This window comes from Prosthecobacter sp., assembly GCF_034366625.1.
Taxonomy (GTDB): domain Bacteria; phylum Verrucomicrobiota; class Verrucomicrobiia; order Verrucomicrobiales; family Verrucomicrobiaceae; genus Prosthecobacter.
In genome coordinates, this window is the sequence record NZ_JAXMIH010000014.1 from 377327 (window position 1) to 404211 (window position 26885).

Annotated in this window: 27 protein-coding genes and 1 other RNA gene; 13 read left to right on the forward strand and 15 right to left on the reverse strand. The window is 60.5% G+C overall.

Going from position 1 to position 26885, the window contains the following annotated elements:
- Positions 1–7 precede the first annotated feature (7 nt).
- Complete coding sequence (locus tag U1A53_RS17375) at positions 8–643, forward strand: DUF1080 domain-containing protein (protein ID WP_322282912.1); 636 nt, start codon at positions 8–10, stop codon at positions 641–643.
- A gap of 57 nt (positions 644–700) precedes the next feature.
- Here U1A53_RS17375 and U1A53_RS17380 read toward each other — a convergent pair whose 3' ends face one another.
- The 3 genes from U1A53_RS17380 to U1A53_RS17390 all read right to left on the reverse strand — a co-directional run bounded on the left by U1A53_RS17380 (position 701) and on the right by U1A53_RS17390 (position 3953).
- Positions 701–2521 carry a monovalent cation:proton antiporter-2 (CPA2) family protein gene (locus U1A53_RS17380; protein ID WP_322282914.1) on the reverse strand — a complete coding sequence of 607 codons (1821 nt, stop codon included), beginning with the start codon at positions 2519–2521 and terminating at the stop codon, positions 701–703.
- A 10-nt stretch (positions 2522–2531) separates the two neighbouring features.
- Positions 2532–2996, reverse strand: coding sequence for a VOC family protein (locus tag U1A53_RS17385; protein WP_322282916.1), 465 nt, complete (start codon positions 2994–2996; stop codon positions 2532–2534).
- 84 nt (positions 2997–3080) lie between these two features.
- On the reverse strand, positions 3081–3953 hold the full coding sequence (locus tag U1A53_RS17390) for a DMT family transporter (RefSeq protein WP_322282918.1): 873 nt from the start codon (positions 3951–3953) through the stop codon (positions 3081–3083).
- A gap of 137 nt (positions 3954–4090) precedes the next feature.
- Here U1A53_RS17390 and U1A53_RS17395 point away from each other — a divergent pair, with 137 nt between their 5' ends.
- On the forward strand, positions 4091–4327 hold the full coding sequence (locus tag U1A53_RS17395; RefSeq protein WP_322282920.1) for a hypothetical protein: 237 nt from the start codon (positions 4091–4093) through the stop codon (positions 4325–4327).
- A gap of 1 nt (position 4328) precedes the next feature.
- Here the strand turns inward: U1A53_RS17395 and U1A53_RS17400 are convergent, their stop codons facing one another.
- The 6 genes from U1A53_RS17400 to U1A53_RS17425 form a co-directional block, all read right to left on the reverse strand.
- A complete protein-coding gene (locus tag U1A53_RS17400) occupies positions 4329–5231 on the reverse strand; it encodes a YceI family protein (protein ID WP_322282921.1) in 903 nt (300 codons plus the stop codon).
- Positions 5228–5731, reverse strand: coding sequence for a VOC family protein (locus U1A53_RS17405; protein ID WP_322282922.1), 504 nt, complete (start codon positions 5729–5731; stop codon positions 5228–5230). The genes U1A53_RS17400 and U1A53_RS17405 overlap by 4 nt, the downstream gene beginning before the upstream one ends.
- Positions 5732–5735: 4 nt before the next feature.
- Positions 5736–6806: an alkene reductase gene (locus U1A53_RS17410; protein WP_322282923.1), complete on the reverse strand. Its 1071-nt coding sequence runs from the start codon at positions 6804–6806 to the stop codon at positions 5736–5738.
- 89 nt (positions 6807–6895) lie between these two features.
- A complete protein-coding gene (locus U1A53_RS17415; protein WP_322282924.1) occupies positions 6896–7288 on the reverse strand; it encodes a hypothetical protein in 393 nt (130 codons plus the stop codon).
- A 56-nt stretch (positions 7289–7344) separates the two neighbouring features.
- Entirely contained in the window at positions 7345–8046 is a 702-nt protein-coding gene (locus tag U1A53_RS17420) for a pirin family protein (RefSeq protein ID WP_322282925.1), read from the reverse strand.
- 333 nt (positions 8047–8379) lie between these two features.
- Positions 8380–10701: a PQQ-binding-like beta-propeller repeat protein gene (locus tag U1A53_RS17425; protein ID WP_322282927.1), complete on the reverse strand. Its 2322-nt coding sequence runs from the start codon at positions 10699–10701 to the stop codon at positions 8380–8382.
- 103 nt (positions 10702–10804) lie between these two features.
- Here U1A53_RS17425 and U1A53_RS17430 point away from each other — a divergent pair, with 103 nt between their 5' ends.
- Both U1A53_RS17430 and U1A53_RS17435 read left to right on the forward strand, forming a co-directional pair.
- A complete protein-coding gene (locus U1A53_RS17430; protein WP_322282928.1) occupies positions 10805–11164 on the forward strand; it encodes a hypothetical protein in 360 nt (119 codons plus the stop codon).
- Positions 11146–11727 carry a DUF6036 family nucleotidyltransferase gene (locus U1A53_RS17435; RefSeq protein ID WP_322282930.1) on the forward strand — a complete coding sequence of 194 codons (582 nt, stop codon included), beginning with the start codon at positions 11146–11148 and terminating at the stop codon, positions 11725–11727. The genes U1A53_RS17430 and U1A53_RS17435 overlap by 19 nt, the downstream gene beginning before the upstream one ends.
- Here the strand turns inward: U1A53_RS17435 and U1A53_RS17440 are convergent.
- Positions 11724–13157: a DUF1501 domain-containing protein gene (locus U1A53_RS17440; RefSeq protein WP_322282932.1), complete on the reverse strand. Its 1434-nt coding sequence runs from the start codon at positions 13155–13157 to the stop codon at positions 11724–11726. The two genes, U1A53_RS17435 and U1A53_RS17440, sit on opposite strands and share 4 nt — an antisense overlap.
- A 227-nt stretch (positions 13158–13384) precedes the next feature.
- Between U1A53_RS17440 and U1A53_RS17445 the strand changes: the two genes are divergently transcribed.
- Positions 13385–14293: a LysR substrate-binding domain-containing protein gene (locus U1A53_RS17445; RefSeq protein WP_322282933.1), complete on the forward strand. Its 909-nt coding sequence runs from the start codon at positions 13385–13387 to the stop codon at positions 14291–14293.
- Positions 14294–14301: 8 nt separating this feature from the next.
- Here the strand turns inward: U1A53_RS17445 and trpC are convergent, their stop codons facing one another.
- Positions 14302–15096, reverse strand: coding sequence for an indole-3-glycerol phosphate synthase TrpC (trpC, locus tag U1A53_RS17450; RefSeq protein WP_322282935.1), 795 nt, complete (start codon positions 15094–15096; stop codon positions 14302–14304).
- A gap of 108 nt (positions 15097–15204) precedes the next feature.
- On the opposite strand from trpC, the gene U1A53_RS17455 reads away from it, so the two are divergent.
- Together U1A53_RS17455 and U1A53_RS17460 are read left to right on the forward strand one after the other, a co-directional pair.
- Positions 15205–15465: a phosphopantetheine-binding protein gene (locus U1A53_RS17455; RefSeq protein WP_322282937.1), complete on the forward strand. Its 261-nt coding sequence runs from the start codon at positions 15205–15207 to the stop codon at positions 15463–15465.
- A gap of 434 nt (positions 15466–15899) precedes the next feature.
- A complete protein-coding gene (locus U1A53_RS17460; RefSeq protein ID WP_322282939.1) occupies positions 15900–16748 on the forward strand; it encodes a hypothetical protein in 849 nt (282 codons plus the stop codon).
- Positions 16749–16779: 31 nt separating this feature from the next.
- On the opposite strand, the gene ffs is transcribed toward U1A53_RS17460, so the two are convergent.
- An RNA gene (gene ffs, locus U1A53_RS17465) (signal recognition particle sRNA small type) lies at positions 16780–16874 on the reverse strand.
- A 137-nt stretch (positions 16875–17011) separates the two neighbouring features.
- Between ffs and U1A53_RS17470 the strand changes: the two genes are divergently transcribed.
- From U1A53_RS17470 to U1A53_RS17480, 3 genes are read left to right on the forward strand one after another with little or no spacing between them, the layout of a single operon-like run.
- Positions 17012–18151, forward strand: coding sequence for a hypothetical protein (locus tag U1A53_RS17470; protein WP_322282941.1), 1140 nt, complete (start codon positions 17012–17014; stop codon positions 18149–18151).
- A 50-nt stretch (positions 18152–18201) separates the two neighbouring features.
- On the forward strand, positions 18202–18990 hold the full coding sequence (locus U1A53_RS17475) for a hypothetical protein (protein ID WP_322282943.1): 789 nt from the start codon (positions 18202–18204) through the stop codon (positions 18988–18990).
- A gap of 23 nt (positions 18991–19013) precedes the next feature.
- Entirely contained in the window at positions 19014–19220 is a 207-nt protein-coding gene (locus tag U1A53_RS17480) for a hypothetical protein (RefSeq protein WP_322282945.1), read from the forward strand.
- An 18-nt stretch (positions 19221–19238) separates the two neighbouring features.
- Here U1A53_RS17480 and hisI read toward each other — a convergent pair whose 3' ends face one another.
- Positions 19239–19655 (reverse strand): phosphoribosyl-AMP cyclohydrolase, encoded by a 417-nt coding sequence (gene hisI / locus U1A53_RS17485; protein WP_322282947.1) that lies wholly within the window; start codon positions 19653–19655, stop codon positions 19239–19241.
- A gap of 52 nt (positions 19656–19707) precedes the next feature.
- A complete protein-coding gene (locus tag U1A53_RS17490; protein ID WP_322282949.1) occupies positions 19708–21246 on the reverse strand; it encodes a hypothetical protein in 1539 nt (512 codons plus the stop codon).
- A gap of 75 nt (positions 21247–21321) precedes the next feature.
- Between U1A53_RS17490 and U1A53_RS17495 the strand changes: the two genes are divergently transcribed.
- On the forward strand, positions 21322–23142 hold the full coding sequence (locus U1A53_RS17495; protein WP_322282951.1) for an ATP-binding cassette domain-containing protein: 1821 nt from the start codon (positions 21322–21324) through the stop codon (positions 23140–23142).
- On the opposite strand, the gene U1A53_RS17500 is transcribed toward U1A53_RS17495, so the two are convergent.
- Entirely contained in the window at positions 23143–24513 is a 1371-nt protein-coding gene (locus tag U1A53_RS17500) for an NCS2 family permease (protein WP_322282953.1), read from the reverse strand.
- A gap of 113 nt (positions 24514–24626) precedes the next feature.
- Between U1A53_RS17500 and U1A53_RS17505 the strand changes: the two genes are divergently transcribed.
- Positions 24627–26528 carry a sulfatase gene (locus tag U1A53_RS17505; protein ID WP_322282954.1) on the forward strand — a complete coding sequence of 634 codons (1902 nt, stop codon included), beginning with the start codon at positions 24627–24629 and terminating at the stop codon, positions 26526–26528.
- A gap of 19 nt (positions 26529–26547) precedes the next feature.
- The gene (locus U1A53_RS17510; RefSeq protein ID WP_322282956.1) at positions 26548–26844 is read left to right on the forward strand and encodes a Dabb family protein; all 297 of its coding nucleotides are present in this window, start codon (positions 26548–26550) and stop codon (positions 26842–26844) included.
- The last annotated feature ends 41 nt before the right edge of the window (positions 26845–26885 follow it).

Genomic DNA, 26885 nt, shown 5'->3' on the forward strand with positions numbered 1-26885 from the left:
TCCAATCATGCGCACGCTTCTCTGCACCCTCGCTCTCGCCTTATCCGTCACTGCCGCTGAACCGGTTTATCTGACGCTGGCCGATTTCACCGACACCAAAGATGCCGCGCCATCCGGCGGCTGGACCACTGAAGGCGATAACACCATTCACCTTACCGGCAAAGGCGGCGGCAGTCTGCTCTCGAAAAATGAATACACGAACTTCGAACTCGAATGGGAGTGGAAGCTCAATGCCAAGGGCAACAACGGCATCAAATACTGGGTCACGAAGATCGGAGGCAAGGAATGGCTCGGCATCGAATACCAGATGATCGACGACAGCGGTCATCCCGACGGCCTCAAAGGCGGCTCCCACACCACGGCGTCGATTTATGACATCAAGGAGCCGGTGAAGGACAAGGCGGTGAAACCCGCCGGTGAATGGAACACGAGCAAGATCATCGTGCAGGACGGACTGATCCAGCATTGGCTCAATGGCGCCCTGGCCTGCGAGGCGAACACCACCACGCCCGAGTGGAAGGAAATGGTCGGGAAGAGCAAGTTCAAGAGCAAGGAAGGCTTCGCCCCCGGCAAAGGCAAGATCATGCTGACCGAGCACGGTGACGAGACGTGGTTCCGCAACATCAAGATCACGGCGAAGTAAAAAGTAGCCCAGTTCCTGCGGAACTGGAGCTTGGGAGCCTGTTCCTCAGGAACAGGACTACTTTTCCACCTCCGCGCGATCCTTCTCAAACAACTGCGTCAACTGGACGCGCCGCTCGCGCACGATGCTCGCATAGGCGTCGAAGTCGTCCTGCACCGGGACGATGAGGTGCATCGTTTCATCGTCGTAGCGCCGCCACTTGCGCGCGGCCTCCTCCATCGCGGCGGCGGGCTTGCCGAGCGCTTGCAGCGCGCGCGTGGCCAGCACCAGCGCGCTGTGCATCTGCTCATGCACCATGTCTTCCGCGCTGATGCCGAGTTTCAGCAGTTCAAAACGATGATCGTAATCCTGCGCGCGCACCAGGATGCGCACCTTGGGAAACTTCTCCCGCACTTCCGTCACGAGCCGCGCCACTTTGGACTGGTCCGCCAGTGTGATGATCAGCATGCAGGCCTGCTCAATGCCCGCCGCGTGCAGCAGGTCCAGCCGCGTGGCATCACCATAGAAGACCTTGAAACCAAAGGCACGCAGCATGTCCACATGATCGGGATCGCTTTCCAAGACCGTCACCTTCACGCCCTGCGACATCATGAAACGGCCCAGGAAATTGCCGAAGCGGCCGAATCCTGCCAGGATCACCGGCGCATGCTCATCAATCGGGTCTGGCGCGCGCTCCTCCTTGCTCACCGCCGTGTAACGCGGCGCAATGATGCGTTCATAGACGATGAACAGCAGCGGCGTCACCGCCATGGAGAGCGCCACAACGGCCACGAGCAGCTTTGAATTCTCCGCATCGAGAATCTGCTGCTGAGAGGCCATCGACAGCAGCGCAAAAGCAAACTCACCGCCTTGCGCCAGCGCCAGTGCAAGCAACCAGCGGTGGCTGCCGCGAATCTTCAGCAGCGTGGCAATCGCAAAAAGCACCAGCGTCTTCAACACGATCAATCCCAGCACCAAAACGCCCACCAGCAGCGGTTTGGCCGCGATCACGCTGAAATCCAGCGACGCGCCGACCGCGAGGAAGAACAAGCCGAGCAGCAGGCCTTTGAACGGCTCCAGATTGCTCTCCAACTCATGCCGGTAATGACTTCCCGCAAGCACCACGCCCGCGACGAACGCGCCGAGCGCCGGTGAGAGGCCCACCTGCGTCATCAGCAGCGCCACGCCGACGATCAAGAGCAGCGCCGCCGCCGTCAGCAGCTCACGCAGGCCCGTTTTTGCCAGAATCGCAAACCCGCGCGGCACCACGAACTGACCGGCGATGACAATCGCCACCACCGCGCCCAGCGTGACCAGCGGCTGCAACCAATGCGGCAACGTTTGCAGCCAGCCGTGATGCTCCGTTGCCGCGCCACCTGCCGCGAGCAGCGGAAACACCGCCAGCATCGGAATGACCGCGATGTCTTGAAACAGTAGCACCGCGAACGAATCCGCGCCGCCATCGGTGCGCATCAGCGCCTTCTCCTGCAGCGTCTGAATCACGATGGCGGTCGATGACAGCGCCAAAATCATGCCCGTGGCGATGGCGGGCTTGTATTCCAGTCCGCAAGCCATTGCGATGCCCATCACCGCCAGCCCCGTGAACACGACCTGCATGCCACCGAGGCCAAAAATCGGCCCGCGCATGCGCCACAGCCGTGACGGCTCCAGTTCGAGGCCGATCATGAACAGCATGATCACCACGCCAAACTCCGCGAAGTGCAGCGCCTCCTCGCCTTGCTCACCCCCGACCCAGCCCAGCACAAACGGCCCGATCAACGCCCCGCCGATCAAATAGCCGAGCACGCTGCCCAATCCCAGCCGATGCGCCACCGGCACCAGCAGCACGGCTGCCGCAAGGTAGATGAAGGCCGAGAGAAAAAAGTTCGCGTCGTGCATGGCCTCGGAATCACTCGCCAAACATCGCCGCCGTGACTCCCACCAGCTCTTCAGGCGACATGTCCCGCACCTTCTGCGCCAGCGTCCAGCGATAGCCAAATGGATCAGCCACGCGTGCGGTTCGATCTCCCCAGAACTGATCCGTAGGCTCAAAGAGAACCGCCGCGCCGGCTTCCACGGCTTGTTTGAAAGCCACTTCGACATCCTTCACGTAGATGATGAACAAGCCGCCCTTCCCGACTTGAGGCGCAAGTGCGCCGGTCTCTGGATACTCATCGGAAATCATGATCGCGCAGTTGCCGATGTTGAACTCCGCATGCGAGATGCCGCCCGACTTCGGATCCGGCAGTATGAAATTCTCCACCGCTCCAAATGCCTTCGAGTAGAACTCGATGGCCGCCTTCGCATCCTTCACCGTGAGGGCGGGAGTGACGGAATGATAACCAGCGGGGATGTAGGAAAAGTCGTGGCTCATGACGGCCCACGAACGCACAAAACCATGCCTGATGCCAGCACTTCAGCTTGGTCCGCACCGCATGAAACGAGTTGAAAACGCGCCCTACCTGCCACGCGCCATCCACACGCCCAGCAGGGCCACCCCCATGCCGAGGAGCGATAAACCGGTCAGCGTCTCGCCAAAGATGCCCCAGGCCATCAGCGCTGTCACAGCGGGCACGGTGTAAAACAGGCTCGCCACATTCACCGCCGTGCCGCTGCGGATCAGATGATTGAGGAGGCTGATCGCGCCGATGGACAACACGAGCGCCACCCACAGCAGCGCGAACACAAACTGGCCGCTCCACTCCACCTGCATCGTCTCCGTGGTCAGCGCCAGCACCGCTGTCACCACCAGACTCGCCGCATACTGCACCACCGTGCTCGTGCGCAGGTCAAAACGCGGACAGTGCCGCTTCTGCCACATCGTTCCCGCCGTGATGCCGATCAGCGACAGGATTGCTGGCACCGTCATCAAGAAAGTCAGCCCGCTGCCCGTCTTGTGCGCCACCACCAGCACCGTGCCGACGAACCCCAGCGCCAACCCCGTCCATTGACGCGGCAGCACCCGCTCGCCCAGCGCCACACCCGCAAACGCCGCCGTGAACAGCGGCTGCAGCGACACAATCAAACTCAAAATCCCCGCCGGCAGCCCCAGCCGCAGTGACCACACACAACCACTCAGATACAGCGCATGAATCAGCAAGCCCGCAAAGGCCACATGCATCATCTGCCCCTTCCCCTGCGGCCACGGTGCCTGTGAAACAAGCGCAATCGGCACCAAGATCGCCAGCACGATGCAGTAGCGCAGCGTCAGAAACGTGAACGGCTCCGCATACGGCACCCCCAGCTTCGATCCAATGAACCCGCTGCTCCACAGCAGTACAAACAGCCACGGAATGACGACCGTCCATCGTGAGACACGAGTGGCGCTCATTCGGAGATGATGGATGGCAAGGTTGGCATGACCACAGGCAGAATGGCTTGGAGCAACTTAGATACAATCATTCGAAGTCCAAGCTAATGCGCAAACAAGCTCGACAGCTTCACATCTGATTTCATATTCAAAGCCCTATGAATGAACCATTCAGTATCACGCTTGAAGATGACGACGGTAACGTAGTTCTCCCAAAGAATCCCGGAAAAGAAGGCAATGCATTTTCAATTCGCCATCTCCCACGCAAAGGAGATGAAATTCAGATTTATGAAACCCGCTACACTGTGATTGATGTGATTCATAGACTAACCCACGAACATCCCGCCTTCGTTTCACTCCGAGTTGCTCTGATTGATCTCGATCTCAACAATTGAGTCACTCGGTTTCGGCTCGTTTTGCATGCAGTTTCACATGCAGATGGACGTGATCATTCACGACGTGCTTGCCGAGGAACGCAAACAGCCTGCCGGAGCCGTAGTGGCTGCCGAACTGCGTGCGGTCGATCTCAAACTGCGCCTGACCGGTGAGATGATCCGCATCGGCGGCGGCAATCACGGCGGGGAAGCTCAAGGGCTGCGTGACACCGCGCAGGGTCATCGAGCCATGCAGCGTGTAGTTCGGCGTGCCGGGTGTGCAAGAAGGTAAGGGCTCCGCATGCTCACAGACGAACTCGGCGGTCGGAAAACGCTCCACAGCGAAGAAATCATCGTCACGCAGATGGCGGATGAGCAGCGCGTTGTAGGCGGTGTCCACGAGGTCTTCGCAAACGATGTGGTTCATATCGAGCGTGAAGCGGGCGGCTTTCAAAGCGCCGTTTTGCACCTCGATCCTGCCTCCCGCCAGTTTCACGGTGCCTTGATGATGATTGAACAAGTTCCGGCCCGTCCAGCGCACCACGCTGGTGTCGGTGTCCAGTTCATAAACGCCGTTCACCTCACATGAATCGCCCTGCAGGCCAGTTCCTTCGACGGCGAGGCCGTGTTGCAGCCATTCCGTCAATCCACCGCGAAAATCGCGCACGTTGGTGTAACCCGCTTTCTCCAGCTTTCCCGCCGCCGTGCTCGAATCGAGCGAGGGATCACCCGCGCCATACACGATGATCGCCGCCGACTTGTCCGGCACGAGTTCGGCCACCTTCGGGAGGAAGATCATCTCATACACGCAAGCATTCACCGCGCCTGGCAGATGCTGCTGCGCGAAGTGCTCCTCCGGCAGCACATGGATCAGCGCGGCATGGCCTGCGAGAGCCTTGAGTTCGTGGGCGGTGATTGTTTTCATGATGAAGGTGAAGGGGAGGGTGATTCGGCCAACAGCGCGTCGAGATCAAGCGGACCGGTGGTCATGGCGATTTCGCCCTTCGCATCGCGGGGCCATGCGGCGGGATCGCGGTCGGTGTAGAGTTCGATACCATTGCCGTCGGGATCTTGGAGGTAGATCGCCTCGCTGACGCCGTGATCGGCGGCGCCATCAAGCGGCACCTTGTGTTCGATCAGGCGGCGCAGAGCATCGGCAAGCGATGCACGGTCGGGATAAAGGATGGCGACGTGATACAGGCCGGTGGTGCCGGGCGGCGGGGGCTTTCCGCCACGGCTTTCCCAGGTGTTCAGCCCGATGTGATGATGATAACCGCCTGCTGAGATAAAGGCGGCCTGCGGCCCGTAGCGCTGCCTGAGCTGGAAGCCGAGCACGCCGCAATAAAACGCCAGCGCCCGCTCCAGATCGGCCACTTTCAGATGAACGTGGCCGATGCGGACACCGGGATGAATGGGCGTGCTCATGAAATCAGGCGGCGCTGAGCGCGGGATAGTCGGTGTAACCTTTGGGACCGGGTGAGTAGAACCTGGCGGCATCCGGCGCATTGAGTTCCGCCTTGGCGGCAATGCGCGCAGGCAGATCGGGATTGGCGAGAAAGCTCGTGCCAAAGGCCACGGCATCGAGCTGACCGGAGGCGATGGCCTGGTCGGCTTCATCGGCGGTGTAGCCCATGTTGCCGACGAGCACGCCTTTAAAGTGCTCGCGGGCAGGCGTCATGACATCGCCTTGCTGGGCCTGGAAAAAGTCACTGCGCATGACATGCAGGTAGGCGATGCCACGAGCGCTGGTCTGCTCGGCGATGTAGGTGGTGACGGCCACGGGATCGCTGTCGATCATGCTGTTGTAACTGTTCAGCGGCGAGATGCGCAAGCCCACGCAATCCGCGCCCCAGACGCTGATGACGGCGTCGAGTACTTCGAGCATGAGACGAGCACGATTCTCGATGCTGCCGCCATACGGGCCGCTGCGCTTGTTCGCACCATCGCGCAGGAACTCATCAAGGAGGTAGCCATTGGCTCCGTGGACTTCGACGCCGTCGAATCCGGCGGCTTTGGCGTTCTCAGCGGCTTTTTTGAAGCCGGCGACGATGCCGGGGATTTCGTCGTCGCGCAGCTCACGCGGCGTGACGTAGGGCTTCTTGCCTTCGGGCGTGTGAACCTCATCGCCGGTGATCGGAATGGCACTTGGCGCGACGGGTTGAGCGCCGCCATTGAGCAACGGATGGCACGCACGACCGCCATGCCAAAGTTGCAACACGATCTGGCCGCCCTTGGCATGAACGGCATCGGTCACTGTTTTCCAGCCTTGCACTTGAGCCTCCGAATAGATGCCGGGCTCCATCCAGAAGGATGAATTACCCTCCATCACCATCGTGGCCTCGGCAATGATGAGTCCAGCGCTGGCACGTTGAGCATAATACTCGGCCATGAGCGGCGTGGGATTGTGGTCGGCATCGGCACGGCAGCGCGTAAGCGGTGCCATGAGGATGCGGTTTGGCAGAGTGAGAGCGCCGACTTGGAGTGGGGAAAGGAGTTTCATGGGGTGGTGGAGTTTGGGAGTGATGAATGATCCTGGAAGCTCGTGCGAGTGACGATGCGGTCACTCGCATGAGTTGTGCTTTTTACGTCTCAGGCTTTGATGAGGCTGAGCCAAGTTTTGCGCTCGCTGAAGAGCACGAAGGCCGAGAGCATCGCGATGGCGACGACCGGCGGCTCGAAGAGGCCCGCGCCCTTGGTGAGGAAGACATGGAAGGCGAGGATGTTCACCACAATCGGGCCGAGCACGAGCAGGCCGATGTTGCGCGTCTTTGGCAGAGCGACGAGCACGCCGCCGAGGATCTCCAGCACCTTCACGAAGGTGAGATAACCGGTGGGGAACATCGCCCCCATGAAGAGCTTGTGCGGAGCATCGGCGGGCGATGGATCAGCAGGCATCGGAATGAAGTTCAGGAAGAAATTCGCGCCGAAGGTGATGAAGGCGAGACCGAGGAGGGCGGAGGCAAGGGTGGGGAGGTGTTTCATTGGGAGTTTGCGGTGGGTTGCTGTTGTTGGCGATGGTTTGCAGTGGTTGGGATGAGTTAAGCGAGGTCGAAGAGAAGGGCTTCGGCGTCTTCGCTGGCGGTGAGGGTCAGTGTGCCAGCGTCGTCGGTGCTGGCGGCATCGCCTGGATTGAGCGTGGTGCCATTCACACTGACGCTGCCTTTGATGAGCTGGAGCCAGGCTCCACGACCGGCGTTGACTTCATGCGTGGTGGATTTGCCAGCGCCAAGGCGCACGCGGTAGATGTCGGCATCCTGGTGAATGGTGGCGCTGTCTTCGCGGCCATCGCTGGAGATGACGAGCACCTTCTCGGCGGTTTCATGCTCCGGTTTCGGATGCCATTCGGTGTAGCTGGGCTTCAGGCCGTTCTGACGCGGACGAATCCAGATCTGCAACAGGCTGCCGGGCTCGGTCTTCGACGGATTGAACTCGCTGTGAGTCACGCCGCTGCCCGCACTCATGAGCTGGATCTGGCCGGGCTTGAGCACACGAGCGGTGCCCATGCTGTCCTTGTGTGCCAGTGCGCCGTACAAGATATAGCTGAAGATCTCCATGTCGCGATGCGGGTGCGTAGGGAATCCAGCACCACCGGCAATGACGTCCTGATTGATGACACGCAGGCTGCGGAAGCCCATGTGCGCCGGATCGTAGTAGTCGGCAAAGCTGAAGGTGTGGTAGCTGTCGAGCCAGCCGTGGTCGGCGTGGCCGCGTTCGTTGGATTTGCGGAGTTTGAGTTTCATAAGAGTGGTGTTTGAAGTTTGGACGCTGTGGCAGCCCGCCGCCGTGAGCAGGAGACCTGCTTTGAGGAGAAGCTGTCTGCGTTTCATGACGACACGATACTGCGGCATGGGGGTCCATGCCGCCAATGCCGCTTGCTTAACAAGTTCATGCCGGGAGGTAATCAATGCGACCGAAGCCGCGCCGCCACAACCTGTGTGGGCGAGACGTGCGCGGCAGCGTCCTGGAGTGCGCCGGTCCTCCGGCGCTTTCGAGAGTCCACCGGCCAGCGAAAGCTCCAGAGGGCTGGAGCACTCCAAAACGCTAGCGCGAAGAACGAAGCCCCATGGCCTGCCTCACTTCCCGCCCTTGATGACCTTCCGCAAGGCGCGGTAGCCGTGCTGATTGAGGAGGGCAATGGCTCCACGATCACTAGAGTCCCGTGCCACGTCGGAATAGGAATTGAGCGAGTTGTAAACAGACTCCATCGCGGCTTCGAGGGATTCGGCGCGGGTGGCGGGATCGTGGGATTTGTAGAGGGACTCGATGGCGCTGATGAAATGGAAGGTGAACTCCAAACGCTTCGCGTTGTAGAGCGTGAAACTGCGCGAGCCTTCGCGGGCGCGCGTGTTGGCGCGATACATCTCGTTCATCGCGGTGGTGTAGAGTGTTTTGACCTCGGTGAGCCAGGCGGGCGGCACTCCCTTCGAGTTCAAATGACGCAGCAGCATGTCAGGCGCTGGCACGCCGAGCTTGGGATCGTTTTGCGCGATGAGTTGCGCAGCCTTGTCGATGGCCTGGAAGCCCAGCCACATCCGCTCGGCCACGCCTTCACCGCACATCGGTGTGACGAGGTCACTGAGGGCTTTTTCGTCACGGAAGTCATTTTTCGGCAGCACCGAGACGGCGACTGGATCAGCAGCGATGATTTCAAAACCAAGCTTCGCGGCCTTTTCACGAAAACGGGCCGTGATGGCGGCCACATCGGGATTCTCGAAGGTTTTCGCGCCTCGGAAGGCTTTGCGACCACCGGTGTCGCCATCGACACGAATCGGCGTGAAGGACGCGACTGTCTTCGGAGTCGCAACGGTGGTGTAGCCGAGCTTTTTGAGTTGTTGGAGACGCATTTCCAGCTCCGCCTCGCTCCATGACTCCTGGCCCATCGCGTTGCCGGTGTAGCCATTCCACACGCGGGAGCCACTGACGGGTTGCGAGGTGATCTCAATCGTGGTGGGCATCGCTGCGTTCTCGGCCAACACCGTCTTCGAGCCGCCTGCGGCCACGCAGAAGAGATTTTCACGCGTGCGGATATAAAGCCGGCCATCAGCGATGCTCGGTGTGGCGATGATCTCCTCGCCGATGTCATTCTTTGCGAGCACCTTCAATTGGGGCCCGTCTTCCAACACGACGACGAAGCCATTCTTGCCTGCGATGAAGACCTTGCCATCCGCCGCAACGGGTGAGGCGAAGTAATCGCCAAAATTACCGAGGCGGCTGCGATCCCAGAGCGTTTTGCCGTCCTTCGCGTCGTAGCAGCTCGACATGCCGCCGCTTTTGACCAGATAGAGGCGGTTGTTGAACAGGAGCGGCGAGGAAAGATTCGAGGGCGACTTGTGATCGAGATTCCAGAGCACATGCGTCTTCGTCACATCACCGCTGCCGCCGCCTTTGATGGCCTGGATGATGTTTCCGCCAGCAGCCATGTTGTCAGGGCTTTGGAAAGCGGTGTCGATCTCGTCGGCATCAATGAGGCCGTTCTTGTTTTTGTCAGACGCGTCAAAACGTTCATGAAATTCCTTCGGCGTCTCGTCGCGGGCGAGGATTTTGTCCTGGTTGGTGTCCAGCCATTCGAGCAGCGCGTGTTTCAGCGTGCGCGTGGCATCGCCATAGCTCTGCACGGCGATGTAAATAACGCCGTCATGCACGACTGGCGACGTCATGATGGTGCGCAGCAGCGTGTTGCAGGTCCAGAGTTCCTTGCCGGTGGCGGGAGCGTAGCCCTTCATCTTGCCGCTGCCGGCGACGACGAGATCGGTGCGGCTGTTCGCCTCGCACAACACGGGCAGCGCATAACCCGCGAGCATGTCCTTGCGCAACGTCTTCCACTTTTCTTGGCCGGTTTTGGCATCCACCGCGACCACGAAGGGCGCGAGGTCGTCATCCTGGCAGAAAATGACGAGACCATCATGCACAATGGGCGACGCTGCCGCGCCCCAGTCCATCAAATAGGCCGGACGTGGCATCGAGTAGCGCCAGACTTCTTTTCCAGTCACGGAATCGAAGGCGAGCAAGCCGATGGTGCTGAAATGCAGATACACACGCTCGCCATCCGTGGCCGGAGTGGAGGCCGCGTGGCTGTTTGGTGGTGTGATGCGCGGCAGCGTGCCGGTGTCGAACTCCGACTTCCATTTCGGCGCTCCGGTGGCGGCGTCAAAGGCATGCACCGCGACTTTGGCATCGCCCGCCATGCCGGTGGCGAAGACGACACCGTTTTTCACGATGGCGGAGCCGACGCCGTCACCGAGCCGTGCTTTCCACGCGATGTTTTTGTCGGCTGAGAATTCGAGCGGAATGTTCTTCGAGGCGGAGACGCCGCTGCCGTTGGAACCGCGAAACTGCGCCCAGTCCTCCGCGTGAATCGTGATGACGAGCAGGACAAGGATGAGAAGAGTTTTCATGCGGCCTGAACCATACGCGCCGGAATGAAGCCACATATCAGCCCCGTCTTTTCATGCCAAGAAGCCTCTTGGCGGCAGGCAGGTGCTGTGGCAAAATGCCGCCATGTCAGCCACCGCCGCTTTCGCCTACCTCGACTCGCGCACCGAACGCACGGGCGACGAAGTGTCAGCCGACCGCTTCCGGCTGATCGCGGACAAGATCGAGGCTGATCCGTCGCTGCTGAGCATTCCTTTGGGAAACATCGAGCGGTGGCTTTCTCAGGGCCATCGCAGTGTCGAACGACTTGAAGGCTGGCGCTCCATGCTGCTGGAAGCACAAAACACCAGGAAAGGCATGGATGGGCTGCTTTCATTGCTGCGCGACCAATCTTGGGAGGCGCTGCTTTGGAAGGGGTTCTCGCCGTTTCCGGGCATCCTGAACAATGAAGAGCTGGAGCGTCTCTCATGGAAATCTCGACATTGACCCATCTGCTGCGTTCTGTTCGTGAGTCAGCGCCGGACAGAAAGATCATTGTTTTCGGATCATCCTCATTGTTTGCTTCTTTTCCAGATGTTGATCCCGAGTTGCTGGGCACAGCCGTCACGCTCGACGCTGACTTTTTCATTGATCCTGACGACCAGACCCTGCGTGAGAAGCTGGAGGCAAATTTTGGCGAGAATCACGCCTTCCACAACGTCACCGGCCACTACGGCGACTTCGTCGATCTGCGTCTCTCCGAATCATTTCCTGAGGGATGGCGTGAGCGGCTGGTGCCGGTGCCAGGCTTTGACAATGTCTTCGCCCTGGAGCCGGTGGACATGGCGGTGACGAAGGTGGCGGCCACGGCACGCTCGCGGCTGTGGCGCAGGCTTGGCAAGGGCGGCGCGGAACGCGGCATGAAGGACATCAACACCATCGTGGCCTTGCTCAAAGGCGGGCGCATGTGCCTCGACATCTTGAAGAAGCGGCTGGATGGCATGGATTACGAGCCTTCGCTCATCGTCGAGTGCTCGCAGGTGATGCGCGAGATTGAGGCACTCGTCTAACCGAACAACTCAGTCAGCGGCTTGCCTTCATCGAGCAGGTTGTAGGCACGGCCGAGCTTGTCTTTGGCTTCGAGGTTGTCGATGCCCATGGCGTAATAGACAGTCTTCGTGATGTCCTCGGGGTGAATCGGCCTGTCCTTCGGCAATTCGGCCCGCGCATCGGTTTCGCCGACGACCTGCCCGCCTTTGATGCCCGCTCCGGCCATGAGCACGCTCATACACGCGGTCCAGTGATCGCGACCGGCGCCGAGGGGGCCGCCGCTGCGGCGGTCGCCGACTTTGGGCATGCGGCCCATCTCGCTCGTCACCATGACGAGCGTTTCATCGAGCAATCCGCGCGAGGAGAGGTCTTCGAGGAAGGCAGAGAAGCCGCGGTCGAACTGCGGCAGCAGGTTATCGCGCAGGCAGTTGAAGTTGTTGCCATGCGTGTCCCAGCCACCGGCGCTTTTACATTTTTTATGCAGGCTTTCGTCCTCTTTCCAAAAGACCGTGATGAACGGCACGCCCGCCTCGACCATGCGCCGCGCCATGAGCAGGCTCATGCCGTTGATGTCCTGGCCGTAGCGCTCGCGCAGGGCCAGCGGCTCGCTTTGAATGTCGAACGCGTTTGTGGTGCCGCTTGATGAGAGCAGGTCAAAGGCGCGCTCCTGCTGCTTCACATAGTTTTGGATCGCCATTTCGTGATCCAGCTCGCGGCGCGCGTCATTCATCGCGGCGAGCAGCGCCTTGCGATCCTGCATGCGCGAAGCCGTCATGCCTCCGCCCAGGGAGATGGTGGGCGCGGCAAAGTTCAGCGGCTCGTCGAAGCTGCCCGTCAGCAAAAAGGGATCGAACTCCATGCCGATGCGGCCCGCGAACTGACCGGGGCGAGTGTAGGGCAGCTTGCTGGGCTTGTGCGGCAGCGTGATCAGCGAGGGCAGCGACGGATGCTGTGGGCGCTTCATCGCGACGACGCTGCCCATGTAAGGCCAGTCTTCGGGATACGGTCGGCGATCATTGCCCTGCTGTTTGAAGGTGGGATCGGGCGCGTGGCCGGTGAGGTTGTAATAATAACCGGCGTGATGATCCCCGGTAGCCTGGCCGCCATCCGTCACGCCATGGATCATGGCAAAGTGGTGCGCTTGCTTAGAGAGAAGCGGCAAGTGCTCGCACAAGCGGATGTCATCACCCGTGGTGCGGATGGGTTTGAACTCACCGCGATACTCCAGCGGCGCGTCCGGCTTCATATCCCACATGTCGATGTGCGACGATCCGCCGCACAGAAAGAACAGCACGGTCGATTTCGCCGGCTTGGCGAGCGTGGAAGACGCGACCGCAGGTCCGGTCGAGGCACGCACGCCACCTTTGAAACCAAGAGACGCCAAACCCATCGTCGAGGCCGTGAGAAAGGCCCGGCGGTCCATGGAGGGACGAAACAGCGGTGATGGCATGACGGAAACCTTTTACGCTCGCCAATGCGCGGCCTTGCAAACGTAGAACGGGTGTGGCGACAGCCCGCCCGTTTCAGAGCGCGTCGAAAAGCCAATGGACTCCGCAAGTCCCCAGAGCCGGACGGTTCGGCGACGAACACCAAGGTGCGAAAGAGGAACAATCCCACCGAACACATCCGGCCTACGGCCTGATTTGCGCTCGCTGCCGGTCTGTGGTCTGATCTGGCGTGGAATTTCACCAGCTTCGTTACTTCATTGCCGCCGCCGAGGATTTGAGCATTTCGGGCGCGGCGAAGCGTCTGCACGTCACGCAGCCCGCGCTGAGCCGTCAGATCGCCGTGCTGGAGGCGGAGCTGGGCGTGCCGCTGTTTGATCGCATCCGCAAACGCATCCACCTCACCGACGCGGGCCGCTTTTTCCTGCCCAAGGCGCGGCAAATCATCTGCGACGCTGAAACGGGCGCGCAGCAGTTGCGCGAGCAGTTTGGCAAGGCCCGCCGCACACTGCGTCTCGGCTTCCTCACGCCGGTTCTCGATGATCTCGTCGCTCCAGCGGTGCGCGAGTTCCGCCAGCGGCATCCGAACGCACAAGTGAGCCTGTTTGAGCTGCCACCGCGCGCGCAGCTCGACCGCCTGCGCAATCATGAGTTGGACGCCGCCATCCTCGGCAATCTCGACGACCATGACCGCGCCCATTTCGACATCCGCCGCCTTTCCCGCAACAAAATGGCCGCCGTGCTGCCCGAGGATCATCTGCTCGCGAAGAAGAAGTCGATCAAGCTGGCCGCGCTGAAGCACGAGCGCTGGGTTTCGCTCTCCGACGCCTTTTTCCCCGGTCGTCGTGAGTTCTTGCGTAGCATGTGCCAGACCGCCGGGTTCGAGCCGAACATTGTCAGCGAGGTCGATTCGCTTCCCATGATGCTGGGGGCCGTCACCTCAGGCGAAGGCGTCGCCGTGATGCCCGCTCACGCCGGCAAACTGCCGCATGGCGGCTGCGTCATCATCCCGCTCGCCGCGCCCGTTCCCACGGCGGAACTGCTGCTCGTGCTGCCGAAACAAGAGCCCAGCCGCGAACTCACGACGCTGACGACTTTGATTGCGGAACTGGCCACGCAGATCGCGCAGGAACAGCATTGAGTTGTTGATCAGCCAAGCCGCTCCGCCGTTGGCGCGCGGAACTGGGGCAAATCGGTGAGGATGTTCTGGCTGCGCATGAGCGTTTCGCCAATGAGAAGTGAATCAGCACCGGCTTCGGCGAGGCGGAGGGCGTCGGCGGGGGTTTTGATGCCGCTTTCGGAGACGAGGACGATGTCGTCGGGCACTTCTTCGGCGAGCTGCTCGGTGGTGGCGAGATCGACGGTGAAGCTCTTCAAGTTGCGGTTGTTCACGCCGATGATGCGGGCGTCGGTGGCGAGGGCGCGTTCGAGTTCGGGGAGGTTGTGAACTTCAACGAGGGCGTCGAGCTGGAAGGTCTGGGCGACTTCGAGGAGATGCTCGAGTGTGGGTTGATCAAGCGCGGCGACGATGAGCAGGATGGCATCCGCTCCGGCGACGACGGCCTCGAAGATCTGCGCCTCGTGGATGATGAAGTCCTTGCGCAGGCAGGGGATGTCGAGCTGCTCGCGGATGAGGGTGAGGTAGTCGAGGCGGCCTTGGAAGTACTTTTCATCCGTGAGCACGGAGATGGCGCTGGCACCGGCCTTTTCATAACCACGGGCGATGGTGAGCGGGTCAAAATCGGCCGAGATGGTGCCGACGGAGGGAGAGGCGCGTTTGACCTCGGCGATGATGCTCAGGCGGGTGGGGTCGGCGCGCAGGGCGTCATAAAAGGAGCGCACGTCATCACGCAGGGCGGCGGCGGCGCGGAGTTTTTCGGCGCGGGGCAGCAGGCGTTGCAGTTCGGTGTGCTTGTGGGCGATGATTTCGTCCAGCTTGTTCATGGGGCGCGCATGGTGGCGGCGGTCTGGCATCACGCAACCTCTCATGCGGGCAAAATACGCATGCACGGGCTTCTTGACGCGGGGCATGATGCAGGCTCTTTCCAAGCAATGCCCGAAGCTCCCATCACCCCCGCCACCGTGATCGAACTGCTCACCACCGAACACATCCTCGAACCGCAGGGAACGATCGCGCCGGACACGGATCTTTTCTCGATGGGACTCGACTCGATGGCGATGATGCAACTGCTGCTGCAGATCGAGGAGCGGTTCCGGCTGACGGTGAATCCGGCGGAGATGACACGCGAGCGTTTTGCCACAGCGGGGGCGCTGGCCACGTTTCTGGGTGAAAAACGCCGCCTCGCCGCCTGATGCCGACACTGCCCGCCACCACGGTCGATTTTTTCCTCGCTGGGTTGGAGTCCTTCATGAACCGCAGTGGTCAGGGCACGCATTGGGGAGTGACGATGCTGCGGCTGGAAGGCAAACCGGATGCGGCCATGCTGGCGAACGCCTGGGAGCAGGTTCACGCGCAGCATCCGATGCTTGGAGCGCGATTGAAACGTGCCTGGCGCGGTTGGCGGCTGGTGTGGAAAACTCCAGGCCCGATTTCGGCTCCTTCGATTATCTGGCATCCACTGCAATCCCAGCCGCCGGACGAATCGGTCATTCGCGAACGGCTTCAGGGAAGAAGCAGCGCTGGAATGCTTGCCACGCCTTTGTGGATGGAGGTTTTTCCTTGGGGTGACGAAAACGGGCATGTCGTTCTATTAACATGGCGGCATGCGCTGCTGGACGGTTCAGGAGTGAATCTGCTGCTGGAAAAGCTAGCCTCGGGCGCCTGTGAAACCGGGCCGCCTGTGGCTGCCATGCCGAAACGCGACGGGATCGCCAGGTTATTTAAGCGAGCACAGCCCCTGATGAGGCGGCTGCACGCCATGACCCGCGCCGGATGTCTTTCCGCCTGGGCCAAGGGCATGCCGAAGGGCGGATTGCCCGGTTTTCGGCTCATTGAGCTTTCCACAGTGCAGTCTCAAGCGGCCTCAGCGCGTTTGCGCGCCTCCTGCGGTGATTTCTTGCAGATGCCATTCTATGCAGCGGTCGCCGCGCGCGCGCTGAGACTGCTGCATGTGATGCGTGACTGGCGCAGCCCGGAGATCCATCTGCAACTGCCGGTTCAGTCCCGTGGTCGGAGTCGGGATCTGATTTTTGGCAATCATCTGGGCTCACTGCCATTGTTTCTCGATGCCGAAGCGCTCGGCACACTGGATGAGGCCATCATTCATCTTCTGGAGAAATACCGCGAGGCGATGAAACTGGGGATGCCGCAGGCCTCGGAGGCTTTGATGACGCTGGCGTCACAAATGCCGGTGAGCTGGTTCATCTCCGGGGTGCGGTTGACGAACCGCGGGCAAATTTGCAGCCTGTTTCATTCCCACACCGGCTCCTTTCTGCCGGGACGGGCGGTGTTCGCCGGCGCGCCGGTTCAAAACGTCTGCACCATTCCCAGCGTGTGCTCACCACCCGGACTGGGCGTCTTCTTTTCCGATTTTGCCGGACGCATCACCGTCACGCTGTCCTGGCGGGAAGCCTGTATGTCCACGGCTGAGATTGAGGCCTTGTGCCAGCAGATTCAGGCGGATTTGGCCGGTTGATCGGCAGGGTAACCACCCTCAGAGAGGAAAAAAGTGCCAGGGAACCGCGACATGGACAGGCAGGCTGCCGTTGCTTCCGTCAGGACCTGGCGGGGTTCGCAAGCTGGACATCCGCGGCCCCTGACGCCTGCTGCTCTAGCCGCGGGGTTCGTCCGGCACAAGCAAGATTCCGGCCTTGGGGCAAAATGCCCGAAAATTGGTGTTGTCGAAAGTCCGCCTATCCGGTAAAAATCAGGCTCTTAATTCTCAAATCCGCTTCCGTTATGGTCTGGAAAATCCTCTCTGCTCTCACCGCCGTCTGCCTCGGCACCGCCTGTTACTTCGCCTGGGCCAACCAGAAAGCGCTCGTCGAGGAGCGCAAACGCGAAACCTACGCCAAGGCCAATCTCGAAGAACAAAAAGCGCATATTGTACAGGCTGAGGAGGCGAAGAAGAATCGAGAAACCCAGTTTGCGACGGTCACCAAAGACCTCGAAACCACCAAGACTGCCGTATTGGACACCACCACCAAGGCCCAGACCAAGGAGCAGGAACTGGCCGTGGTGCAGACGAACTTGGACCAGATCACCAAGATCGTGAATGACCTTCAAAAGCAGATTGATGACGCTGGCGACATCAAGGCGCTGCTCGCCCAGATCGAAGCCATCAAAAAAGAGCGCGCCGAGGCGGAGGCCGCGCTTACCATCCAGAGCCAGCATCTGGCTGCCGCCCAGGAAAGGGTAACGAGCCTCACCAACGCCGCCAAGGAAGCGGAAGAACGCGAATCCCGTGGCCGCCGTGGCATCGTGGACAGTGATTTCACCGCCAAAGTGGCCCAGTCCTACACCGACTGGGGTTTCGTGGTGCTCAACAAAGGCAACGGCGGTGGCGTGTTCGCCAATGCCGATCTTGAAGTGAAACGTGGCAAGGAGGTTCTCGCCAAGCTCAAGGTGCGCAACGTGGATCAGAACTCCTCCGTGGCCGATCTGGTCAAGGGAAGCCTTGCTGAAGGTGAACGCATTCGTCAGGGAGACCTTGTGGTCGCCGCTGCCGAGCAGAGCGCTAAAACCGCTCCGGCCAAAGGAGCCGCTGGAACAGCCGCCCCTGCACCTGGCGCGCCTGCTGCTCCTGGCGCTGCCCCCGCCGCACCTGCGATGGGAGCCGATCCGTTTGGCGCACCTGCTGCTCCAGGGGCGCCCGCTGCCGCACCGGCGATGGGAAGCGATCCGTTTGGTGCGCCTGCTGCACCTGCCGCCCCCCCTGCGGGTGGTGCGCCTGCCATGAATTCCGATCCGTTTGGTGCCGCTCCGGCCACGCCGCCCGCTACACCGCCCGCCACTCCCACTCCTCCGGCTGGTGGCGCCACGCCTCCGAGCACAGCGGATCCTTTTGGTGGTGCCACCCCTCCTCCGGCCAAACCCTGATCGCGGCCTGAAACCCTTCCTCTGGAAATTTTCCTCGATTCCCTTCTCCCATGACCAAAGTCCTCTTCATCCTCAGTGCTGTCGTGATCCTCGTCGCCAGCTTCTTTGCCTATCAAAACGGGCGTGAGTTTGCCGCCGTGCGCACCAGCATCGCGGGTATCAACGCCAATATCGTCAACGAAAAGAAGACCGAGAAAACCGTTGTCGGTCAGGTCAACCAGTTGGTCGCAGACATCACCCGCGTGCAGGGAGAACTCGATGTCGAGGGTGAAAAACTGAAGGCTCAAAAAAACAAGCTGGCCCAGGCTGAGAGCGAGTACACGCGTGTGGAGGGGGAACTGAACGGCAAGGTCAAAAAACAACAGGAACTCGCCAAGCTCCTTGCCGACCTCCCCAAGGGCGTCAAGCCGGAGACCATTGCGGAAGACATTGCCCGCATGAAGAAGGAAAAACTCGAATATGAAGCCCAGGCTGAAGCCAAGAAAAAAGAGGTGACCGCCGAGCAGGAGAAGGTGGCCGGCATCCAGAAACGCCTCGACGATGTGGTGCACAAGATCGAGGAACGCCGCAAAAACTTCGAGCGCAACAGCCTCAGCTCCCGTGTTGTCGCGGTGAACTATGACTGGGGCTTTGTGGTGATTGACGCCGGCAAAGCCGCCGGTCTCACCCAGGACACCAAGCTGATCGTTACACGTGGCGCACTGACAGTGGGCAAGGTGAGCGTCATGTCCGTCGAGAACAACGCCACCATGGCCAGCATTGTACCGGATGCGGTCGTCACCGGCCAGATCATCATGCCGGGAGATCGCGTGATCCTCGAGAACTTGGTGCAAAACTGATTTGAGGGACCAAGGGACGACAAATGACAAAGCGCCTGTTCAACCTCATACTTCTGGCGGTAGTCACCTTCTGCTCGCTCACCTCCTGTGCTTCGGAAGAACCGAAGCGTAAAAAGGTGGTCGGCCCGGATGGCAGCCAGTACAGCAATCTCCCTTGGAACCGCCCGCGTTCCTGGGAAGGCAATGCCCGCAATCCCCTCGGAGCCATGGGTGGCATGGGCAGCCGCTGAGGTTTTTCCACGCCTCTGTCAGGCAACAGGCTCCAGCAGCGCCTCACCGTTCATGGTCTTCACCACCCGGTAAAAGCAACTGGGGCGTTTCGTGTGGCAGCAGCCACCACCGTGCTGTTTCACCCGGAGAACCAGCGCATCCTGGTCGCAGTCCGTGCGGATTTCGACGATCTTCTGAAACTCGCCGCTCGTCGCGCCCTTGTGCCAGATCTGGTTGCGGCTTCGACTCCAATAGACCGCCTGGCCGAGTTCCAGGGTCATTTTGAGCGACTGCTCGTTCATGTAGGCCAGCATCAGCGGCGCACCGCTCTCTGCGTCCACCGCCATCGCCGGAATCAGGCCATGCTCGTCGAACTTCGGGGCAAAAAGCATGCCTTCTTCAATGGCATGCTTGGACTCACGGGCGGCGAACGAGATGGGGGCTGAGGCGGACATGGAAGGCGCATGCTAGCGGCACCCGTGCGTCGTGCAACCACCGGCTGCCGGGTCATTTCCTTGGAAAAATCGGCAGCACCTTGTTGATGATGCCGGTTCCGGCCTTCACCGTGTTTTCAATCACACCGCTGGTGCCCTCGATGACTTTGCCGGGCATCTGGGCGGCTCCTTCACCAAGCACGGGCTTGAGCAGCGTCTCCGCGCCTTTACCGACCAAACTGCCGGGAGTGTCAAAGAGCAGGGACATGCCGGCAGCGCCGATCAGACGTGTGCTGAGATCCTCCTGTGGTGAGTCGAGCGTGCCGGCAATGCGCACGCGTGTCCATTGCAGGCCGGGAGGTCCGGCAGGGTTGTTTCCCACAAAGACACGACTGTTGGCACCGGGAATGCCACGCACGGTTTCCGGCGTGACCCCGAGCATGAAATCACCGTCCACCATGCGACCACGGATGGTCAATGAGCCTTCAATGCGCAGCAGTCCGTTGGATTGCACGATGATGTTCTCGATACGCAGGGAATCTCCCTGCGCGCTAAAAGAGGCGCTGCAGATATCGAGCACGAGGCGTTTGAAGCGATGCGTGTTCGTGTAGGTCACGAGTTTCTCGAGAATGGGCAGGCCGGTGAGCACACCATCTTTGAGCAAGGCATCCGCTCTCCAGGTTGGCGGTGCATTGCGTGTGCCAGCCACCTCGAGATCACCCTCGATCTTGCCGGAGAGGCGCTGTTTCCACACGGGATCGAGAAATTCATCGAGCGGGACGGCTTTGACGTGGGTGAAGGTCTGCCAGGCACCAGTTTCAACCTTCAAAGAGCCGCGCAGCGTGGCCTCGGAGTCCTGCTTCCAGCGCAGGGTGGCGTCGCTGAGCTGAAGCTGCTTTTCTCCCAGACGCAATGTGGCCTGGGCGAGGTCGAGCTTGAGAGGCTCCTTCTGTTCAGGGGCGGTGATGGGGGTTTGCAGCGTGCCGCCGTTCAATCTGGCGGACACGGATGTTTCCCCGCTTTTCCAGCTCCCGAGGCGCAACTGCGTCCCGGCTATTTTCCATGCGCCCTGCTCAAAGAAGAATCGATGCACGTCGAAGCCGCTGACTTTAGTTTCGGAGGGAATGTAACGGCGCAGAAATGATGGAATCGAACCCGCGTCCGCCATCGGGTCCAATCGCTCGGGGCCTGAGGCTGCCGGGCTGGCCATGGGTGCGGTGGTCGTGAGACGCAGCGTGAGATCGTCGGCCCCGGTGTTCTGGATGCTCCAGGAGCCTTGGCGAATGGCACCAAAGTCGAGAGCGAGGTGCATGCCTCCGGCATCGACGTTCCAGCCGCTGGCTGTTTCCAATGACAAATCGGTGACACTGGCGATGTCGTCGTTCCAGATGATCGGAGCGATGTTTGCCTTGCCGCCGAGTTTTGCGGTGATCATGTCCTCGGCTTTCTGGCGAAACTCGGCTTTCCGCAGATAGGAACGAATGTAGCCAGTAACGAGCGAGGGGGCCAGCAGCACGAGCACCACGCCGCTGACGAGGATCAATCCCACCAGCCACCACAACCAGCGGAAGGATGAGGACGGGCGTCGGCTCGTGCGGCTGTGGCGTTGCATTTTGGCAAAGAGTGAGATTTTTTCATCGCCAGAGCTGTGGTCTCCGGCCTAGTTTCAGGCACTTATTTAACCTGTATGCTCAAAGCGCTCAACGTCTGTCTTGAAGTCGATGGCCCGGGGGACTCGGAGGAAAACGCCGTGGTGCATCTGCTCAGGGAGGTGTCTTTCAACGTGCCGCCGGCGCATCTGGTGGCGATCGTAGGGCCCTCCGGCTGCGGCAAGACCACGCTGCTAAAGGTGATCACCGGCATTTTGCAGCAGACCTCCGGCGAGCTGCACTGGGATGGTCGTGACTTGAGCGACGAGGAGGATCTGCATCCCGGAGACCTCGGTTACGTGCCGCAATTCAGTGTGGCCTACGACCTGCTGACGGTGGAGGAGAGCATCGCCAGTGCGATGGTGCTGCGCACCCAACTGGCACAGACGGAGGACTTCATCCCTTCGCTGGACTACATCCTTGAAGTGACTGGTTTGACGCACCTCTCGGACCGTCAGGTCAAAGTGCTCTCGGGAGGGCAGAAACGCCGTCTCGGTCTCGCGCTGGAACTGGTCACCGACCCGTGCCTGCTGCTGTGCGACGAAGTCACCAGCGGTCTGGACCCGAAATCCGAGCATGAGATCACCGATTTGCTGCGCGTGCTCTCACGCGGACATCCAAAACGCGTGGTGGTCAATGTCACGCACAGTCTCGCCAGCCTGGACGCCTATGACAGCGTGATGGTGATGTATCAGGGAGTGCTGACCTATCACGGCCCACCGAAATCGATGATGCATTACTTTGCTGCGGAGCATCCCGAGGAGGTCTATCTCAAGCTCACGGAGCGCAAGGCCGGTGACTGGCACGAGTCATGGGAAAAACATCGCGATACCTATTACAAGCGCCATGGCTTCGACGGCTCACGCGTGCTGCCAGAGGACGAGGCGGCGGAAAAGAAAAGCGGCGGGCCGTCCAAGACCTCGGTGCGTGAGGAACGCGCGGTCGCTGATGTGGACATGGCCGGCGTGCCCGAGCATCACGAGTTCCCACCCATCGAAATGCCCTCGATGATGACGCAGTTGTTTGAGCTGCTGCGGCGGCGCTGGACCATTTTCCGCCGTGACAAGGCGCAGGTGTGGCTGCATCTCGCGATGCTGCTGGGCTTTCCGCTGCTGGTGGTGATCTTTGCGCTCGACGGCATCAAGCCGCTGCGCGCGCTCTCGACGCATCAGGATGAAAATGTCGTGTTCGAGATGCAGCGGCAGGCGCAGCATCAACTTGAACAGCTCAATGCGGGCAGCCTCGTCTCCGGCCTGATCATGCTGCAAGTCGTGCTGGTCACACTGATGGCCAGCAACAACGCCGCGCGTGAGATCGCCTCCGAACGCCTGATCCTGGAGCGCGAGAAGCTCGGTGGGCTGCATCCTTTCGCGTATGTGGGCAGCAAGGTGATCTTCCTCGGCGTCTTCGTGCTCGCGCAGAGTTTATGGATGGGCTTTTTCGTCGATATGGTCGTGGGCGGACTGCCGGGAGATCTGGTCGTGAAGCTGGCGCTGCTCGTGCTGGCCTCTGCCGCCATGACCAGCGTGTGTCTCGGCATCTCCGCGATGAGCAAGACGCCGGAGAAGGCCACGATCCTGTGCATCTACCTCGTTGGTTTCCAGCTTCCGCTCTCGGGCGCCGTGCTCACGCTGCCGGACTGGCTGGAAAACTGGGTGCAACCCCTGATCGCTGCGTTCTGGAGCTGGAGCGGCAGCCTCACCAGCATGCGCAGCACCGCGTTTTACGACGCTGTACGCCAGGTCACAGACACGGACCTTGTCTCGCCGGCCATCGCCGGATTCGTGCTTTTTGTACATGTCCTCGTCGGCCTCAGCATGTCCTTCGTCGGCGTGCAGCGCAGTCAGTGGGACTCGTGATTAGTGCGGCAGGCCGAACAGATAATAAGCTGCGCACAGCAGCGCCAAAACGATCATGCCCGCGTTCAATTCATGCGCACGACCTGAGGCCAGTTTGAGAACGGGATGCACCACCAGACCCGCAGTGAGGCCGTTGGCGATATTGTAGGTGAAGAGCATCATCACGATCGTCACGAAGGCCGGAACCCACTCAGTGAGGTCATCAAAGTCGATCCGCCGCACCGAACCGACCATCAGCACGCCCACGGCGATCAAGGCCGGCCCGTAGGCGAAGCGGAGTTGCTGCAATGGCTCGATCAGAGGGATGAAGAACAATGAAAGCGCGAACAACACCGCCGTGACGAGTGCTGCGAGGCCCGTGCGCGCGCCTTCGCTGATGCCGGTGGCGGATTCGATGTACGCACCACTCGTCGAGGTGCCCACGAGGCCGCTGAACATGCAAGTCAGCGCATCCACCAGCATCGGACGTTCCACCTGCGGGAAATTGCCCTTCTCATCAAGCAGGTTCGCCGCCGCGCCGAGTCCGGTCAGCGTGCCGAGCGTGTCGAGAAAGCTCATCAGGAACAGCGTGAGCAGCACGGGCAGGAAACTGAGCTTCAAAACGCCGGCGAGGTCCAGTTTGAAGGCGATCTGACTCAAATCGTAATCGCCGGTGAACGGCAGCGCCGCGATGGCCTTCGGCGCATGACCAAAGCCGAGCGCTCCACCGATCAACGCCGTCACCACGATGCCGATGAGCAACGCTCCGCGCGTTTTTCGAATCATGAGGATCGTCATCAGCACAAAGCCTCCAATCGCCAGCAGCACCTGCGGATCACGCAGATTGCCGATCTTCACCGGAACCGCAGGAGTCACAAAGAGGCTGTGCGTATCGGTTTGCAGCGCCTGAGCGGGCATCCCGGCCACGAAACTCGTCACGATGCCGGTTTCGTAGAGCCCGATGAAGGCCAGAAACAAACCAATGCCGACGGCGAAGCTGTGTTTGAGCCCCACCGGCACCGAATTCGCCAGCCACCCGCGAATGCCGAGCAATGTGATGATCAGGAACAGAACTCCGCTGACAAACACCGCACCCAACCGCTGCTCCCAGCCGATTCCCAACGCCGCGAGGCCAAAGGCGATGAAGGCGTTCTCACCCATGTAAGGCGCGACGGCGATGGGCCGATTCGCGATCAGGCCCATCAACACGCAACCCACTGCCGCCGTCAGAATCGTTGCCACGGTGCTCGGCCCCACCGGAATGCCCGCAAACGAGAGAATCGCCGGATTCACCACCATGATGTAGGCCATCGTGATGAACGTGGTCACACCGCCGATAATCTCGGCCCGGACCGAAGATCCCCGTTCACGCAGCTTGAAAAAGGCTTCCATGATGGCGCAGAGAGGAGCGCGGACGCGACTGTCCGCAAACTCAAATCACCTCCCCTGCCCCGCCGGCCTGTTTTACGCGCAATTCCCCTCCACGCTTCACCGTTCTCAGCGCCATGATCCGCTCCACTCTTTTTCTCCTCTTCGCCCTCAGCCCTTCGCTCTTTGCGGCGAAGCCAAACGTCGTCCTCTTCCTCGTCGATGACATGGGCTGGATGGACTGCGGTGCCTACGGTTCAACATATTATGAGACGCCGAACATCGACCGGTTCGCGAAACAAGCCATGCGGTTCACGAATGCGTATGCTCAGCCATTGTGCTCGCCGACGCGGGGTTCACTGCTGACCGGCCAGTATTCGGCGCGACATGGGATCACGAGTGCGACGGGCCACCAGCCACCGCAGCCTGCAGGGTTCAAGTTTTTGCCGGAAACAGCACCATCGAATGCGCCGATGCTGGTGCCACATAGCAAGAACCACCTGGAGCCAACGCAGATCACGCTGGCGGAGACCTTGAGGGGCGCGGGCTACCGAACGGCACACATTGGGAAATGGCATCTCGGCCTCACACAGCCACATTGGCCGGAGCAGCAGGGCTTTGATGTGGCGTTTCACTGCCATCCAGATCCGGGGCCGCCGGGGAATTACTTCTCACCCTACGGCGTGAAGCCGGAAGGTGTGGCAAATGCCAAAAACAAGGTGGGCACGATCACGGACGGCCCGGAGGGCGAGTACATCGTGGATCGTCAGGCTGCGGAGGCGGTGAAGTTCATTTCATCAAGCAAAGGCGGGCCGTTTTTCCTCAATCTGTGGTGCTACGGTGTTCACGGGCCGTGGGGGCACAAAGAGGAATACACGAAGGCCTTTATGGCGAAAAAAGACCCAAGCGGCCGGCAGGGCAATCCGATCATGGCCTCGATGCTCAAAAGCGTGGACGAATGTTTTGGCCGCATTCTCGATGAACTCGACAAGCAGGGCATCGCCGACAACACGATCATTATTTTCAATTCCGACAACGGCGGCAATCAACACAGCAACATCACCACCGAAGGCAAAAAATCCGCGAACGCGGACTGGCAGAAATGGGCGGGCACACAGCCGCCGACGATGAACACGCCGCTGCGTGATGGCAAAGGCACGCTCTATGAAGGCGGCACACGTGTGCCGCTGATGTGGTCCTGGGCGGGCAAGATCGCCCCTGGCAGCATCACTCCCACCGTCGTGGGGCCGATTGATGTGTATCCGACGGTGATCGACCTCCTGGGCATCGCCAAACCGGAGAAGCAGACGTTTGACGGTGTCAGCTACGCCAAGGTGCTGAAAGGCGAGGGCGAACTGAACCGCGCTGCCTATTTCAATTATCATCCGCATGCCGGAGCGAATCGAGCCGGCGGTGTGTGGGTGCGCACAGAGCACTACAAACTCCTGCGTTGGTTTGGCAAAACCAACACACACGAGCTCTACAACCTCAAGGAAGACCTCGGAGAGACAAAAAATCTTGCCACGATGATGCCCGACAAGGTGAAGGAACTCGATGCGCTCATCGACGGCTTCCTCAAGAGCACCGGGGCCACGTATCCGCGCCCGAACCCGGACTACAAACCTGTGGCGGCCAAAACACCCGCCGCGAGCACCGATCCGCTCGACAACTGGAAGGAACGCGGCTGCAAGGCAACGATCACCGATGGCATTCTAAGCATGAAAGCCAACGGCAAGGCCGGCAATGCGTTCCTCGGCCACGGCATGGCCAAATTGACCGGCCCGGCGATTGTGAAGCTGCGTGTGCGCAGTCAAACCGGCGGCGCTGGCAAGATCGACAGTTTTCCGAACGGCTCCGCTGACGCGAACGGCATGATATCCGTACCACTGGAGGTCAAAGCCGGTGACTGGCAGGAATTGAAGCTCGAGCTGAACTCCAAAGCTCTGCTCGGCACGCTGCGCGTCTATCTGCCCGATGCGGAAATCGACTTTATCGAAGTGGCCCCCATGAAAGGAAAAGCGCAACGCTGGGATTTCTGAGATCGTTGGTTCTCACCGCATGATCCGCCACACCGTTGCCTTCCGCCTCAAGCACGCTCCTGGTTCCGCCACCGAGCGTGATTTTCTTCAAGCCGCCTGCGAACTCGCGAAGATCCAAGGCGTGCAAAAGTTCGAGTGCCTGCGCCAGACGAGCGCCAAGAACCCGTTCACCTTCGGTCTCTCGATGGAGTTCGCTGATGCGGACGCCTACGCCTTCTACAGCGATCATCCCGACCACACCGCTTTCGTTCAGCAACGTTGGATTCCCGAAGTGACCGAATTCATTGAACTCGACTACGTACCTCACGCCCCTTAAGCGTGTCTTCACAATGGCCAACCTGCGGTCTGTGCGACACG

Excerpts from the sequence above, each read along its gene's own strand:
- U1A53_RS17375 (WP_322282912.1), top strand. The coding sequence starts at position 8 with ATGCGCACGCTTCTCTGCACCCTCGCTCTCGCCTTATCCGTCACTGCC.
- U1A53_RS17380 (WP_322282914.1), bottom strand. The coding sequence starts at position 2,521 with ATGCACGACGCGAACTTTTTTCTCTCGGCCTTCATCTACCTTGCGGCA.
- U1A53_RS17385 (WP_322282916.1), bottom strand. The coding sequence starts at position 2,996 with ATGAGCCACGACTTTTCCTACATCCCCGCTGGTTATCATTCCGTCACT.
- U1A53_RS17390 (WP_322282918.1), bottom strand. The coding sequence starts at position 3,953 with ATGAGCGCCACTCGTGTCTCACGATGGACGGTCGTCATTCCGTGGCTG.
- U1A53_RS17395 (WP_322282920.1), top strand. The coding sequence starts at position 4,091 with ATGAATGAACCATTCAGTATCACGCTTGAAGATGACGACGGTAACGTA.
- U1A53_RS17400 (WP_322282921.1), bottom strand. The coding sequence starts at position 5,231 with ATGAAAACAATCACCGCCCACGAACTCAAGGCTCTCGCAGGCCATGCC.
- U1A53_RS17405 (WP_322282922.1), bottom strand. The coding sequence starts at position 5,731 with ATGAGCACGCCCATTCATCCCGGTGTCCGCATCGGCCACGTTCATCTG.
- U1A53_RS17410 (WP_322282923.1), bottom strand. The coding sequence starts at position 6,806 with ATGAAACTCCTTTCCCCACTCCAAGTCGGCGCTCTCACTCTGCCAAAC.
- U1A53_RS17415 (WP_322282924.1), bottom strand. The coding sequence starts at position 7,288 with ATGAAACACCTCCCCACCCTTGCCTCCGCCCTCCTCGGTCTCGCCTTC.
- U1A53_RS17420 (WP_322282925.1), bottom strand. The coding sequence starts at position 8,046 with ATGAAACTCAAACTCCGCAAATCCAACGAACGCGGCCACGCCGACCAC.
- U1A53_RS17425 (WP_322282927.1), bottom strand. The coding sequence starts at position 10,701 with ATGAAAACTCTTCTCATCCTTGTCCTGCTCGTCATCACGATTCACGCG.
- U1A53_RS17430 (WP_322282928.1), top strand. The coding sequence starts at position 10,805 with ATGTCAGCCACCGCCGCTTTCGCCTACCTCGACTCGCGCACCGAACGC.
- U1A53_RS17435 (WP_322282930.1), top strand. The coding sequence starts at position 11,146 with ATGGAAATCTCGACATTGACCCATCTGCTGCGTTCTGTTCGTGAGTCA.
- U1A53_RS17440 (WP_322282932.1), bottom strand. The coding sequence starts at position 13,157 with ATGCCATCACCGCTGTTTCGTCCCTCCATGGACCGCCGGGCCTTTCTC.
- trpC (WP_322282935.1), bottom strand. The coding sequence starts at position 15,096 with ATGAACAAGCTGGACGAAATCATCGCCCACAAGCACACCGAACTGCAA.
- U1A53_RS17455 (WP_322282937.1), top strand. The coding sequence starts at position 15,205 with ATGCCCGAAGCTCCCATCACCCCCGCCACCGTGATCGAACTGCTCACC.
- U1A53_RS17470 (WP_322282941.1), top strand. The coding sequence starts at position 17,012 with ATGGTCTGGAAAATCCTCTCTGCTCTCACCGCCGTCTGCCTCGGCACC.
- U1A53_RS17475 (WP_322282943.1), top strand. The coding sequence starts at position 18,202 with ATGACCAAAGTCCTCTTCATCCTCAGTGCTGTCGTGATCCTCGTCGCC.
- U1A53_RS17480 (WP_322282945.1), top strand. The coding sequence starts at position 19,014 with ATGACAAAGCGCCTGTTCAACCTCATACTTCTGGCGGTAGTCACCTTC.
- hisI (WP_322282947.1), bottom strand. The coding sequence starts at position 19,655 with ATGTCCGCCTCAGCCCCCATCTCGTTCGCCGCCCGTGAGTCCAAGCAT.
- U1A53_RS17490 (WP_322282949.1), bottom strand. The coding sequence starts at position 21,246 with ATGCAACGCCACAGCCGCACGAGCCGACGCCCGTCCTCATCCTTCCGC.
- U1A53_RS17495 (WP_322282951.1), top strand. The coding sequence starts at position 21,322 with ATGCTCAAAGCGCTCAACGTCTGTCTTGAAGTCGATGGCCCGGGGGAC.
- U1A53_RS17500 (WP_322282953.1), bottom strand. The coding sequence starts at position 24,513 with ATGGAAGCCTTTTTCAAGCTGCGTGAACGGGGATCTTCGGTCCGGGCC.
- U1A53_RS17505 (WP_322282954.1), top strand. The coding sequence starts at position 24,627 with ATGATCCGCTCCACTCTTTTTCTCCTCTTCGCCCTCAGCCCTTCGCTC.
- U1A53_RS17510 (WP_322282956.1), top strand. The coding sequence starts at position 26,548 with ATGATCCGCCACACCGTTGCCTTCCGCCTCAAGCACGCTCCTGGTTCC.